This is a genomic window from Ruegeria sp. BF10 (assembly GCF_056538725.1).
On sequence record NZ_JBQFTR010000003.1, the window covers coordinates 279,683 to 292,858 of the forward strand.

Consider the following 13,176-nt stretch of genomic DNA (forward strand, 5'->3'; position numbering starts at 1 on the left):
CAGGCGTCGTCGGCTTCAATTGAATGGATCTGGCTCAAGAACTGCCAGAAGGTTGCACGGTTCATTGTCAGTTCCTATCCTTGCCGTTAAGTGCCCGATAACGACAAAATCTATGTTATGGATATACACAGCATCGCCAGATAGAGCATAACTTCGTTGGGAAAAAATGCACGTGGCCGGGAATGAAGGCAAAGGGTCGACCAAGAAAAACAGTCAGTTGGTCTTGCGCCTCGACAGGGATGAGCGAGACTCGTTTGTCGAGCTTTGCAAAGAGCTGGACACGTCTGCTGCGCGTGAAATCCGCAGGTTCATCCGCGGATTCATGAAAGAACACGCCGAAGACTGATGCGGTGTCAGGCCGGTCGGCGCAGGACCGCCGTGGCCATACCCATGCCGATCAAGGTCAAGCCGCCAAACCGTGTCATTGCCGTAATGACGCTGGCGCGCCCGATCAGCCGCCGCAACCTGTCTGCCAAAAGGGCGTAGGCCAACGCATTCACCCAGGCCAGCCCGACGAATGTGGCAATCAGGATGACGAACTGAGGTCCAAGCGGTTCAGCAGGGCGTATGAACTGCGGCACAAAGGCAATGAAGAAGGCGATGGATTTCGGGTTCAGGGCAGTGACGGCGGCTGCGTGACCGAATACGCTGCGCGCGGTGACATCCCGCCCGGTGTCGACCGTGCTCAATCCGCCGGCTGGTGCGCTGCGCAACAGTTTGATCCCAAGCCAGATCAGATAGGCCGCGCCCACCCATTTGAGAACGGAAAACAACGTGGCCGAAGCCAGAACAAGCGCGCCAAGCCCCAACAAGGATGCGGTCATGGCCACAAGATCGCCCACTGCAACCCCCGTGGCCGAGGCGACGGCGACACTGCGCCCCTTGGACAGGGCATAGCTGAGCACCAGCAACACCGTCGGGCCGGGGATCAGCAGCAATGCCGTGGAAGCAGCCACAAAGGCCAGCCAGACTTCAAGTGGCATGATGCGGTTCCTTTTCCAACTCAAGTCACACGAGTTTTCAGCCATACTACGAATTGGGCTCAAGTCGACAGCTCCCGAGTCAAATTTCCCGTTTCAGGACTCAAAAAAAAGGCGAACAGTACTGCACGCATAACCGAAGAATATGCAGACAGGGCTTTCTTCAGGATATTCCGAAAGAAAAAGCTGTTGAACTTGCCACCCGGACACGCGGCCAGAACGACAAACCGTACCAGTGCTCGGAGCCACACCGGACTTCGGAGCGATCCTCAGCCATCTGTAGAAAAACCGGGCGTTTACATCACACGCCCGGCCACCGCGTCCAACTTGGCCAGAAGCGCCGGGTCGCGCTTTTCCGGTGCGGTCAGGATCGCGTATTCCAGCGCCCGGTCGCAGCCATGCGGGCAAGGTGCCCGCTCTGCGCCCAGAAGGGATGGAAGGCCCTTGACCAGTGCGCGACCTTTTTCGGCATTGCCGGTCAGGGTGGCGATGATCGTGGACACGTCCACCTCGCCATGGTCCGGGTGCCAGCTGTCATAGTCGGTGACCATCGCGATCGACGCGTAACACAGCTCGGCCTCGCGGGCGAGTTTCGCTTCGGGCATGTTGGTCATGCCGATCACGTCACAGCCCCATTGCTCGCGATACATCCTGGATTCCGCAAGACTGGAAAACTGAGGTCCCTCCATCGCCAGATAGGTGCCGCCCCGGTGGATGGTGATGCCAGCGGCCTTGCCCGCCGTCTCGCATGCGTCCGACAGGCGTGGGCAGGTGGGGTGGGCGACGCTGACATGGGCAACGCAGCCCGATCCGAAAAAGCTTTTGTCCCGTGCAAAAGTGCGATCGATGAACTGATCGACAATCACGAAGTCACCCGGTGCCATATGCTCGCGGAACGATCCGCAGGCCGACACCGAGATCACGTCCGTCACGCCCAACCGTTTCAGCGCATCGATATTGGCGCGATAAGGTACATCGGTGGGTGAATGCACATGACCGCGCCCATGACGCGGCAGAAAGGCCATTTCGATACCGTCCAGCGACCCGGTCAGGATCTGGTCTGACGGTGTTCCCCATGGGGTCTCAACCTCTACCCACTCCGGGTTCTCCAGCCCATCGATGTCATAGATGCCTGATCCGCCGATGACGGCTATCCTGGTTTGGGTCACTGTCCTGCTCCGCCTGAATACCTGATGTTGAATTTGTGCGGGTTCAGCCCGGATTTGACAAGAGGCCTATTCCCGCATCGTCAACAGGTTGCGCTGTTGTGATTGCCCGGTGAAATCGGCCCAGGCCGCGCCGAACATGCCCAGAGACCAGGTCAGATCCTGTGACTGCCCGTGCCGGTCTCGGAACACGAAGCGGAACGCATCGCCGGTCAGCATGGCGTCCAATAGCGCCTTGGCGCGTTGGCCTTCGAAGGTACAGCCAAGCCCGGTCAGGCATCCGGGGCGCCGGGTGCGCCATGTGGTTTCTTCGCCCTTTTCGATGCGAAATCCGGATGGGGTGAATAAAGTACCCGGCTCGATCCCGAATTCAATTTTGAAACCTTCCGGTTCCGGCGTAATGAAAACGAACTGTGCCGCGAATTTTGGCCGAAGGGAAAACACCTCTGCCCGTCGGATGTAGCACCGCTGCCGTAACGCGCCGCTTTCTTCGCGCTCGTCACAGATCGAATTCCAGATGCCGAAAATTTCGTGATGCGTTACCCGCCAGTTGCCGGCCGTGTCATTGCCATCCAAATCCTGTGCTAGGACGGGAAGGGCCGGGAACAGTAAGAACAGTAAGAAGAGGATCCAACGCATGGCCTCACATGTGGTGGCTTCATAGTGGCTCCTCAAATCACCTTGCCGTGAGCGCCAGGTATGCGCATTGCGCATGGCTGCATCCCACATAATGCAGTAGCTCAATGCCGGCGCGCCAGCTACAACAACGCCTTCGCGCGAACATATAATCCTATAGGACTGTCTGATGCCCCGAGCCTTGCTGGCAAGCTTTGCCAATCGCCTCGCCATTCCCGATCTGCGCTGGGTGCCAGATGAGGGACTGACCTTCTCACGCCTGCGGATTGAGCTGCTGTCCGGTCTGACGGTTGCCCTTGCACTGGTGCCCGAGGCGGTGGCCTTTGCCTTTGTGGCGGGCGTGCACCCGTTGGTCGGTCTCTACGCGGCGTTTTTGGTGGGTCTGATCACGGCATTGATCGGTGGGCGACCGGGCATGATCTCGGGCGCGACCGGCGCGCTTGCGGTTGTCATGGTGGCACTGGTGGCCGAACACGGGGTCGAATACCTGTTCGCGACCGTTGTTCTTATGGGAATCCTTCAGGTCATTGCCGGGGCCATGCACTGGGGGCGTTTCATTCGTCTGGTGCCGCATCCGGTCATGCTGGGCTTTGTGAACGGTCTGGCCATCGTGATCTTTCTGGCCCAGATGGGACAGTTCAAAGTGCCCGGAACCATGGAAAACACCGGTCATGGACTGAGCGGCGGCGAATGGTTGTCCGGGATGCAGCTTTACACCATGCTGGTTCTTGTCGGGCTGACCATGGCAGTGATCTGGATCATGCCGCGTATCACGCGCATCATCCCAGCGCCTCTGGCCGGTATTCTGGTGGTCGCGGCAATCGTGATCGGTTTTGGCCTTGATGTGCCGCGCGTCGGCGATCTGGCATCGATCGAAGGTGGCCTGCCAGCGTTCCATGTTCCAATGGTTCCTTTGAACTGGGAAACCTTTGAGATCATTCTGCCTTACGCGGTCATTCTGGCCGCCATTGGCCTGATCGAATCCCTGCTGACCCTGAACCTTGTGGGTGAGATCACAGGCAAGCGCGGCGGGGCCTCTCAGGAATGCATCGCACAGGGCGCGTCGAATATCGTGACCGGATTTTTCGGTGGCATGGGCGGTTGCGCGATGATTGGCCAGTCGATGATCAACGTGAAATCCGGCGGGCGTACACGTATTGCCGGTATCGCGGCAGCGCTTTTCCTGCTGGTCTTCATCCTGTTCGCGTCACCCCTGATCGAGCAAATCCCGCTGGCCGCGCTGGTTGGCGTGATGTTCATGGTTGTGATCGGCACCTTTGCGTGGAACTCGTTCAAGATTCTGCGCAAAGTGCCAATGACCGATGCCTTCGTCATCGTTCTGGTCACCGTCGTAACGGTGATGGAGGACTTGGCCGTTGCCGTCGTGGTAGGCGTCATCGTCTCGGCGCTGGCCTATGCCTGGAACAATGCCAAGCGCATTCATGCGGTTACGCGTGAATCCGAGACTGAGAAAGGCGCGAAGGTCTATGAAATTCAGGGGCCGCTGTTCTTTGGATCCTCTGACGGATTTATCGAACTTTTCGACGTCCCGAACGATCCCGAAACCGTTATCATCGATTTCGCCGAAAGCCGCGTGGTGGACCAGTCCGCCCTGCAAGCCATCGAAAACATCGCCGCAAAATACGAGGCGGCAGGCAAACGGGTCATGCTGCGTCACCTGAGCCGCGACTGTCACAAACTGCTGAACAAAGCGGGACACCTCATGGTCGACAGTGATGATGATCCGGATTACGAGCTGGCGGTAGATTACTCTGTCCGCACCGGTATTCTGGGCGGGCACTGACTTCGAAAGGCGGCCAATCGGGCCACCTTTTTCAAGGGCCCAAGCGCTCCAGCTTATCGATATCTCCCGTCAGCAGAGCGCTTTCGGCTTCGGCGATCAGTTCGACTGGCCAGTCCCACCACTTCAAAGAAAGCAGCCGCTCGATTGTGTCGGCGTCAAACCGGTATCGCCGTACCTCGGCAGGATTGCCCGAGACGATCGCATAAGGCGGGATGGTTCCACGCACGACTGAACCCGCACCGATTATCGCTCCGTCACCGATATTGGCTCCGGGCAGGATCAACGCGCCATAGCCGATCCAGACATCATTGCCTATCACGGTGTCCCGAAAGTCCGGCTGGTATTCCAACATCTGTTCCGGATCGAAAACTGGAAAGGGAAAGCAGGTTATCCCATCCATCGCATGATTTGCCGAGGCTGTCACAAAGCGGACGCCGTGGGCAATTTGGCAAAACTTCCCCAAAATCAGCTTTTCGCGCGAAAACTCGAACAGATAAGGGGCCAGCCGATTGGCCCAATCCTCGGGTTCGTCAAAATCTGATGCGTAAGTGTAATCTCCCACCTGAATTCTGGGGTGGTCGATCACTCGTGACAGAAAGGCCGTTCCTTTGTGTTCCGTGCCGTCAGGCAGAGTGACAGGATATCGGCGCGAAGCGTCAGGCAGGGGCATCAGTCATCCGGTCTAGAAAGGCTGAACAACTCGGAAACGACAGAGTAATCGCGATACCCGAGTCGCGCCAAAGGTTGGAACGAGGTCACGTCGAACATGCCATCCCGAATATGATCGTCGTGCAGGTGTACACCTGTCACTTCGCCAAACACCACCCGATTGGCTTCACCGGGAAGCGTGGCGATCTGGGTCAGTTTGCATTCCAGCGCAGCCGGGACCCCTTCAATCCGTGCGCAGGGGATGGTTTCGCATTCGATGGGCGAAAGCCCGGCATGTGAAAACTCATCAACCTCTTTCGGCAATCCCGCGGAACTTGCATTCATCGCGTCCCGATGCGCATGGGCCACGACATTCACGCAAAACACGCCCGTGGCCGCGATATTGGCGATGCTGTCCTTGCCGACGCTCTGATCCTGTTTGGTGCCGGTCGAGGCAAACATGACCTGCGGTGGCGTATAGGCGACGCCGTTGAAGAAGGAATAGGGCGCCAGATTGTTGATCCCATCCGCATCCCGTGTCGAAATCCAGCCAATCGGGCGTGGCGTGATGATGGCGTTGAACGGGTTGTGCGGCAATCCGTGGCCGTCTTCGGGGCGATAGAACATCTGAACTCCAAGCGTTTGCCCAAGGCGTAGCGAAGTGCTAGGGCGATTGCCAGCAAGTAAAAGAGGGCAGGGTGCAGCAATTCGGGATCAGGCCGGAAGAGCCGGACGACTGGTGGGAGGTCGAAGCCCTATATGACCTGTGTTTTGCGCCGGGTCGCGAGGCCTTGTCGTCCTACCGCTTGCGTGATGACGTGCCGCCGGTTGCGGGCTTGTCTATGGTCGCGCGCGACGGTCAGGGGATTCTGGCCGGTGCGATCCGGTTCTGGCCGGTTCATGTCGGTGATCACGATGCTCTGCTGTTGGGGCCGGTTGCCGTGCACCCCACCCACCAAGGTGAAGGCCTGGGCGGATATTTGATACATGCAGGAGTCGAGGCGGGGCGCACACGCGGTTGGCAAAGGGTCATGCTGGTGGGGGATGAGCCCTATTACAGCCGGTTCGGTTTCACACGATTGCACGCGGTCGAGATGCCTCCGCCCACCAACCCTGACCGGGTTTTGGGGCTGGAACTGGTGCCCGGCGCCTGGTCCGGGGTTCAGGGTGCGGTAACGCGTTGGGGCCGCTGACCTATTGAAACCATGCTGCGCAGCGCCGATGTTGGTAGGCAGGAGGGCGTGAATGCAGAACGTTGTTCTTGTTGAAAACGTGGATACCGAGGCCGAACTGGATCGTTTGGCGGACCACTACCGATCCGCCGGAGGGGCTGGCGTGAAACTTCTCAACAAACTTGGGGGGTCAGCCGAGTCATTGCTGGAGCAATTGCCCGAACCCGTTCGGAATGGCCTGACAGGCGCAACCGAACAGGCGTTATGGCTGGCGATGCATGCGGCCGAGGGCTCGCGGCTCGCGGTTCCTGATCAGCAGCCCTGGGTCAACACCGCGGTGACGACTGCCATGGGTGCGGCCGGGGGGCTGGGCGGCGTTTCGACAGCCCTGATGGAGCTGCCCGCGACAACCGCGATGCTGCTACGCGCCATTCAGGGGGCCGCCGCGCGCGAGGGGTTTGATCCCTCTGCCGAAAACGTAAAGTTCGATTGCGTTCGCGTTTTGTCGGCGGCAGGACCATTGTCGCATGATGATGGGGCAGATCTGGGTTTTTTCTCGGTCCGGCTGACGCTGACCGGACCGGCCATGCAACGCCTGATTGCCGCCGTTGCGCCGCGCTTTTCGATTGTACTGGGGCAAAAGCTTGCAGCCCAGTCCGTTCCTGTGCTGGGGGCATTGGCCGGGGGTGGCACGAATTATGTCTACACGCGCTATTACCAACAGATCGCGCGCGTGCATTTCGGTTTGCGCCGACTGGCAATTGACGCTGATATTCCCCATGACGATCTGGCGCGGCGGCTTTCTGCCCGAATGTAGGCGATATCCTGATCGACGCGAGTGACTTGGCGCGTGATACATCATGTGGTATGGTTGCAGGCGTCGGCCTCTAGATCGGGTGGGCTTGCGAGTTTGGATGGCTGACGTTTGACCGAAAGGGAGCGTCGCTCGATGAATGCAGGATTGTTGCTTCATGACCTTCCAAAAGCTGCAAGGCAGCCAGTTTTGCGGCAATCCTCGGCTTTGTGTTTCCGGATCAAGCGCGGCCGTCCCAAGATTTTGTTGGTCACGACACGCAAGTCACGGCGATGGATCATACCCAAAGGATGGCTCATCCCCGGTCTGAGCCCGCAGGAAACCGCTTTGCAAGAGGCTTGGGAAGAGGCGGGCGTATCTGGACGGATCAACGGGGCGCGACTGGGGCAGTTCCTGCATCTCAAGCACCATTCGAACCGGCCCCCATCCTTGTGTCTGGTGGATGTTTTTCCAGTGCATGTAAGCGCTGTGTCGCCAGACTACCCGGAAAAGACCGAGCGTCGGCGCAAGTGGTTTTCGCCGAAAAAAGCGGCGCTAAAGGTCGATTCTGATGAGCTTGCTGAATTGTTGCGCGACTTTAAGCCGTACTCACATTAAAGTAGCATCTGATAGGCTTGATATTGTCATCTTGATCGGTATCTATTCGCCAATCGTTTTTTTGGACTGAACATGATTCAATACGCGTTGAAATGCAGCGAAGGCCACAGTTTCGACAGCTGGTTCCAATCCGCCGCAGCCTATGACAAGCTGGCCTCTGTGGGTATGGTCACCTGCGCGGTTTGCGGGTGCACGCAGGTCGAGAAAGCGGTCATGACGCCACGCGTCCGCCCGGCGCGGAATGCACGTAAGAAAAGTGAAATCCGTTCCACCCCTGAAGAAAAGATCGACGTGGCCACCCCATCGCCTGAAATCGAGAAGGTTTTGGCCGAAATGCGCCGCCACGTCGAAGAAAACTCGGATTATGTAGGGAAAGATTTCGCCAGCGAGGCGCGCAAGATTCATTTGGGCGAGGCTCCGGAACGTGCGATTTACGGAGAAGCCAAGCTGGATGAGGCGAAATCCCTGATCGAAGATGGCGTGCCGGTGGCTCCGCTGCCGTTTGTTCCAAGCAGAAAGACCAATTGATCATGCACGTCATGATCACCGGCGCCAATCGCGGCATAGGGCAGGCCCTGGCACAGCGTTACGTCAACCGGGGGGACAAGGTCACCGGGACGGCGCGCGACGGCAGCATGCAGGTGCGTCTGGATGTGTCCGATCCCGTGCAGCAATCAGCCATGGCAGAACAGTTGAAAGACCAGCCCATCGACCTGCTGGTCTGCAACGCTGGCGTGTATTTGGACAAGGGGCATTCGATCGATGGCTACCCGGCCGACATGTGGGCACACAGCTTTGCGGTAAATGTCACGGGGGTCTTTCTGACGATACAGACACTGTTGCCCAACCTACGCGCGGCGGGTGGCAAGATCGCGATCCTTTCGTCGAAAATGGCGTCGCATACACTTGCGCCGGGTGGCAGTTATATCTACCGCGCGTCCAAGGCGGCGGCTCTGAACCTTGGGCGGAATCTGGCGATGGATCTCAAAGATGACGGGATTGCCGTCGGCATCTATCATCCGGGCTGGGTTCAGACGGATATGGGCGGTGCAGCGGCCGATATCGATGTGGATCAGGCCGTGTCCGGCCTGATCGAACGATTTGACGCCCTGTCGCTAAGCACAACGGGCTGTTTTGAAACCTATGACGGGCAACCGCACGCCTATTGAGAGGTCAATGCGGCTTTGGGGATTTCAAAGACCTCACCGGGCTCAATGTAGACCACCATCATATCGCCGCGCGTTTCATGTGAGATTTTCGAGGTCGAGTTGCTGGAGTCCGGCACGCCATCCTTGAAATAGATATTGCGCACTTGCCCGCCACCCAGGGCCACCGCGACCGTTATGTTTCCGTCATCATGGCGGCGCAGTTCGGCGTGGCAGCTTTGTACCGGATCACCGGCATTTGCCGCGCAGGGAATTGTGCCCAGCGCGTTCTTGCCGTCCGTCCCTGCGACACTCGCGACCTGGGCCAGTGCCGGCGATGACATTACTGCAAAGGCAAGGGCTAGGCGAAACATGAAGAACCTCTTGATCTGGTTGATGTCCTTAGGCTGACATCGCGCCAGTGCAATGTAAAGCGGCCCTGCGCCGCAGGGGCGACCGCTTTGCGCCCTTGCCCTTGCGGTGCCCCTCGCTTATGAGGCACGGAACTTCTAATCCAAGGCGCGGAGACTTTTGCCCCCATGCCAGTACTCGTAATGAAATTCGGCGGCACATCGGTCGCCAATCTGGACCGCATCCGCCGCGCCGCCAAACGGATCGGCGTTGAAGTCGCCAAGGGCTATGACGTGATCGTCATCGTCTCGGCCATGTCGGGCAAAACCAACGAGCTTGTGGGCTGGGTGAACGAGACATCGCCACTGTTCGATGCGCGCGAATACGATGCCGTCGTGTCCTCGGGCGAGAACGTGACCGCTGGCCTGATGGCCCTGACCTTGCAGGAAATGGACATCCCCGCGCGCAGCTGGCAGGGCTGGCAGGTGCCGCTGCTGACCACCAGCGCGCACAGTCAGGCGCGGATCGAGGAAATTCCGACCGAGAACCTGAACCAGAAATTCAGCGAAGGCATGCGCGTGGCCGTGGTTGCCGGGTTTCAGGGCATCAGCCCGGAAGGCCGGATCACGACATTGGGCCGGGGTGGGTCGGATACAACGGCCGTTGCCTTTGCGGCAGCCTTCGACGCCGAACGCTGCGACATCTATACGGACGTTGATGGCGTCTATACCACCGATCCGCGCATCTGCGAAAAGGCCCGCAAGCTGGACCGCATTTCGTTCGAGGAAATGCTTGAACTGGCGTCGCTTGGTGCCAAGGTGCTGCAAACACGCTCGGTCGAACTTGCGATGCGGTACAAAGTCAAACTGCGCGTTCTGTCAAGCTTTGAAGAACAATCCGATGAGGCCGGCACGCTGGTCTGCGACGAGGAGGATATCATGGAATCCAATGTTGTGGCCGGTGTGGCCTATTCCCGCGACGAAGCCAAGATGACCGTTGTTTCCGTGGCCGACCGACCGGGTATCGCCACGACCATCTTCTCGGCGCTCAGCGAAGAGGGCGTGAATGTCGACATGATCGTCCAGAACATCTCGGACGAGGGTCGCACGGACATGACGTTCTCGTGCCCCACGGATCAGGTGGCTCGCGCCGAAAAAGCGCTGCTGGCGATCAAGGAAAAGGGCGAGCTGAACTATGCCGAACTGGTTGCAGACACCGATGTCTGCAAGGTTTCGGTTGTGGGAATCGGGATGCGCTCGCAATCGGGCGTGGCGGCCAAGATGTTCAAGGTGCTCTCGGATGAGGGGATCAACATCAAGGTCATTACAACCTCCGAGATCAAAATTTCCGTCCTTGTGGATCGGAAATACATGGAACTTGCTGTTCAGGCACTGCATGATGCCTTTGAACTGGACAAGGCGGCCTGAGCTTATCGGCCAAAGGTATCGCCTGACACACTAAATCGGTTGGGCCATGTCAGACGGCACGGAAACAGAATCCCGCAAGCTGCTGCGGCGGTTGCGCGAAGAAATGGCGAGCGAAGCCGCCGGTCAGGAACGTCTTGACCGGATCACGCACCTGATCGCTGACAGTATCAGGGCCGAGGTGTGTTCCATCTACCTGTTTCGCGATGAAGACACGCTGGAACTTTGCGCGACCGAGGGGCTGTCTCCGGAAGCGGTCCATAAAACCCGGATGCGCATGGGCGAAGGTCTTGTGGGGCGGGTTGCCAAGTTCGGCAAGGTCGTCAACACCGCCGACGCGCCGTCGGCCAAGGGCTTCCGCTACATGCCGGAAACCGGCGAGGAACGGTATTCCTCTTTCCTGGGTGTGCCGGTTCAACGCCTTGGGGAAAAGCTGGGCGTTCTGGTCGTCCAGTCCCGCGAGGCGCGCGAGTTTTCCGCCGATGAGGTCTATGCGCTGGAAGTGGTCGCCATGGTGCTGGCCGAAATGGCCGAGCTTGGCGCCTTTGTCGGCGAGGGTGCGGCCCTGTCACCCCTGCACCAGCAATCGGTTCTGCTGCGCGGCGGTCCGGCACAGGAAGGATCCGCCGAAGGGCATGTCTGGCTGCACGAACCCCGCGTGGTTGTGACCAATCCAATTGCCGAAGACCCGCACCGGGAACGCGAACGTCTGGTCGAAGCGGTGGAAGAACTGCGCGTTGGTGTCGACAAGATGCTCGAAATTTCGCAGGGCGGCGACAAGGAACAGCTGAAGGTTCTGGAAGCATACCGTATGTTCGCCAATTCCAAAGGCTGGATGCGGCGGATGGAGGAAGACATAGCCCTGGGGCTCAGCGCCGAAGCCGCGGTGGAGAAGGAACAATCCCAGGCCCGAGCGCGCATGGGGCAGGTCACAGATCCTTACTTGCGTGAACGTCTTGCGGATCTGGACGATCTCAGCAATCGCCTGCTGCGCATCCTGACCGGGCAAGGCAAGACGGACAGTGCCGATCTGCCACCCGATCCGATCCTGATCGCGCGCAATATCGGCCCCGGCGACCTGCTGGAATACGGACGGGCGCTGAAGGGGATCGTGCTTGAAGAAGGTTCAGTCGGCAGCCATGCCACCATAGTTGCAAGGGCGCTGGCTATTCCTTTGGTCGTGCATGTGGGCCGGATCACCACTGAGGCCCTGAACGGAGATCACATTTTGGTCGATGGTGATCAGGGTGTTGTGCATCTGCGCCCGGAAGACAGCGTGGTCAGTGCCTTCCGCGACAAGATCGCGATGCAGGCCAAGGCGCAGGAACGTTATGCGTCGATCCGCGAAACTCCCTGCGTGACGCGGGACGGATCGCGGATAAATCTGGTGATGAATGCCGGTCTGATGGCCGACCTGCCTTCGCTTGGCACCTCGGGCGCCGAAGGCGTTGGCCTGTTCCGCACAGAACTGCAATTCCTGATCCGCAACCAGATGCCGAAACGGTCGGAACTGGTCAGCCAGTATAAGCGCGTTCTGGACGCGGCGGGGGACAAAAGGGTGGTATTCCGCACACTCGATATCGGGTCGGACAAGGTTCTGCCCTATATGAAGCACGTGGCGGAACCAAACCCGGCGCTGGGCTGGCGCGCCATTCGTGTCGGTCTGGACAAGCGCGGCGTCATGCGAATGCAGTTGCAGGCCCTGCTGCGCGCCGCCAATGGCCGACCGCTGACCATCATGTTCCCCTTTGTCGCACAGGCCGAGGAATATCGCGACGCCCGCTGGGAAGTGAACAAAACCATCGAGCGGGAAAAGCGATTGGGCCATGTCCTGCCCGAAACGCTTGAAGTGGGCGCGATGCTGGAAACCCCGTCGCTGGCCTTTGCGCCGCAGAAATTCTTTGACGAGGTGGACTTCATTTCAATCGGTGGGAACGATCTCAAGCAGTTCTTCTTTGCCGCTGACCGTGAAAACGAACTGGTCCGCCGTCGTTATGACACACTGAATGTCAGCTTCCTGAGCCTGATGGAGCGCATCGTCGAACGCTGCGATATCTCGGACACCCCGCTCAGCTTCTGTGGTGAAGATGCGGGCCGCCCGGTCGAGGCGTTGTGCCTAGCGGCGATGGGGATTCGGACGCTGTCGATGCGTCCCGCCTCGATTGGCCCGGTCAAAAGCCTTCTGTTGCGGTCCAATCTGACGGAGGTTCGCAAAATCATCGCTGACGCGCGCCACCGCGGAGAACAATCGGTGCGCCCCGCGGTCATGGACTGGCTGCGCCATCAGACCTGATGCGCAAAACGGCACGGTTTCTTCAAACTGTGCTTGATTTTTCATGAGCGGCTTTCTAATAGACTTGCAATGTTAGCGATAACATATCAGGTTTTGCGGGTTTTCACGCCGTGCTAAGCTGATATCGGCAACCTTAGAAGGAGCCT

The 13,176-nt window shown here is 58.9% G+C and carries 15 protein-coding genes; 9 read left to right on the forward strand and 6 right to left on the reverse strand.

All coding sequences use genetic code 11. The annotated features are described in order from the left end of the window. The first annotated feature begins 172 nt into the window (after positions 1-172). Positions 173-346 (forward strand): hypothetical protein, encoded by a 174-nt coding sequence (locus ACR0DJ_RS14385; protein ID WP_170345012.1) that lies wholly within the window; start codon positions 173-175, stop codon positions 344-346. Positions 347-353: 7 nt separating this feature from the next. On the opposite strand, the gene ACR0DJ_RS14390 is transcribed toward ACR0DJ_RS14385, so the two are convergent. The 3 genes from ACR0DJ_RS14390 to ACR0DJ_RS14400 all read right to left on the reverse strand — a co-directional run bounded on the left by ACR0DJ_RS14390 (position 354) and on the right by ACR0DJ_RS14400 (position 2,785). Continuing rightward, positions 354-983 (reverse strand): LysE family translocator, encoded by a 630-nt coding sequence (locus ACR0DJ_RS14390; protein WP_170345013.1) that lies wholly within the window; start codon positions 981-983, stop codon positions 354-356. Positions 984-1,276: 293 nt separating this feature from the next. After that, positions 1,277-2,149, reverse strand: a complete 873-nt coding sequence (locus ACR0DJ_RS14395; protein WP_170345014.1) for an S-methyl-5'-thioadenosine phosphorylase — start codon at positions 2,147-2,149, stop codon at positions 1,277-1,279. Between the two features lie 66 nt (positions 2,150-2,215). Continuing rightward, positions 2,216-2,785 carry an invasion associated locus B family protein gene (locus ACR0DJ_RS14400; protein WP_480685377.1) on the reverse strand — a complete coding sequence of 190 codons (570 nt, stop codon included), beginning with the start codon at positions 2,783-2,785 and terminating at the stop codon, positions 2,216-2,218. Positions 2,786-2,951: 166 nt separating this feature from the next. On the opposite strand from ACR0DJ_RS14400, the gene ACR0DJ_RS14405 reads away from it, so the two are divergent. Next, positions 2,952-4,586 (forward strand): SulP family inorganic anion transporter, encoded by a 1,635-nt coding sequence (locus ACR0DJ_RS14405; RefSeq protein WP_480685378.1) that lies wholly within the window; start codon positions 2,952-2,954, stop codon positions 4,584-4,586. 31 nt (positions 4,587-4,617) lie between these two features. Here ACR0DJ_RS14405 and ACR0DJ_RS14410 read toward each other — a convergent pair whose 3' ends face one another. Both ACR0DJ_RS14410 and ACR0DJ_RS14415 read right to left on the reverse strand, forming a co-directional pair. Beyond that, positions 4,618-5,256: a CatB-related O-acetyltransferase gene (locus ACR0DJ_RS14410; protein WP_480685380.1), complete on the reverse strand. Its 639-nt coding sequence runs from the start codon at positions 5,254-5,256 to the stop codon at positions 4,618-4,620. Continuing rightward, on the reverse strand, positions 5,256-5,861 hold the full coding sequence (locus ACR0DJ_RS14415) for a flavin reductase family protein (protein WP_480685382.1): 606 nt from the start codon (positions 5,859-5,861) through the stop codon (positions 5,256-5,258). Before ACR0DJ_RS14415 ends, ACR0DJ_RS14410 begins: the two co-directional genes overlap by 1 nt. Positions 5,862-5,932: 71 nt before the next feature. Between ACR0DJ_RS14415 and ACR0DJ_RS14420 the strand changes: the two genes are divergently transcribed. From ACR0DJ_RS14420 to ACR0DJ_RS14440, 5 genes are all read left to right on the forward strand, one after another. Then, a complete protein-coding gene (locus tag ACR0DJ_RS14420; protein WP_257600237.1) occupies positions 5,933-6,427 on the forward strand; it encodes a GNAT family N-acetyltransferase in 495 nt (164 codons plus the stop codon). Positions 6,428-6,479: 52 nt separating this feature from the next. Continuing rightward, positions 6,480-7,223: an EcsC family protein gene (locus ACR0DJ_RS14425; protein WP_480685384.1), complete on the forward strand. Its 744-nt coding sequence runs from the start codon at positions 6,480-6,482 to the stop codon at positions 7,221-7,223. Positions 7,224-7,355: 132 nt separating this feature from the next. Next, positions 7,356-7,817, forward strand: coding sequence for an NUDIX hydrolase (locus tag ACR0DJ_RS14430; protein WP_425079771.1), 462 nt, complete (start codon positions 7,356-7,358; stop codon positions 7,815-7,817). A gap of 72 nt (positions 7,818-7,889) precedes the next feature. Continuing rightward, positions 7,890-8,345 (forward strand): DUF1178 family protein, encoded by a 456-nt coding sequence (locus ACR0DJ_RS14435; protein ID WP_257600239.1) that lies wholly within the window; start codon positions 7,890-7,892, stop codon positions 8,343-8,345. Positions 8,346-8,347: 2 nt separating this feature from the next. Further along, positions 8,348-8,986, forward strand: coding sequence for an SDR family oxidoreductase (locus tag ACR0DJ_RS14440; RefSeq protein WP_170345023.1), 639 nt, complete (start codon positions 8,348-8,350; stop codon positions 8,984-8,986). On the opposite strand, the gene ACR0DJ_RS14445 is transcribed toward ACR0DJ_RS14440, so the two are convergent. Further along, entirely contained in the window at positions 8,980-9,336 is a 357-nt protein-coding gene (locus tag ACR0DJ_RS14445; protein WP_170345024.1) for a hypothetical protein, read from the reverse strand. The two genes, ACR0DJ_RS14440 and ACR0DJ_RS14445, sit on opposite strands and share 7 nt — an antisense overlap. Before the next feature lie 165 nt (positions 9,337-9,501). On the opposite strand from ACR0DJ_RS14445, the gene ACR0DJ_RS14450 reads away from it, so the two are divergent. Beyond that, on the forward strand, positions 9,502-10,740 hold the full coding sequence (locus ACR0DJ_RS14450; protein ID WP_152457283.1) for an aspartate kinase: 1,239 nt from the start codon (positions 9,502-9,504) through the stop codon (positions 10,738-10,740). Positions 10,741-10,786: 46 nt separating this feature from the next. Then, on the forward strand, positions 10,787-13,030 hold the full coding sequence (ptsP, locus tag ACR0DJ_RS14455) for a phosphoenolpyruvate--protein phosphotransferase (RefSeq protein WP_170345025.1): 2,244 nt from the start codon (positions 10,787-10,789) through the stop codon (positions 13,028-13,030). The last annotated feature ends 146 nt before the right edge of the window (positions 13,031-13,176 follow it).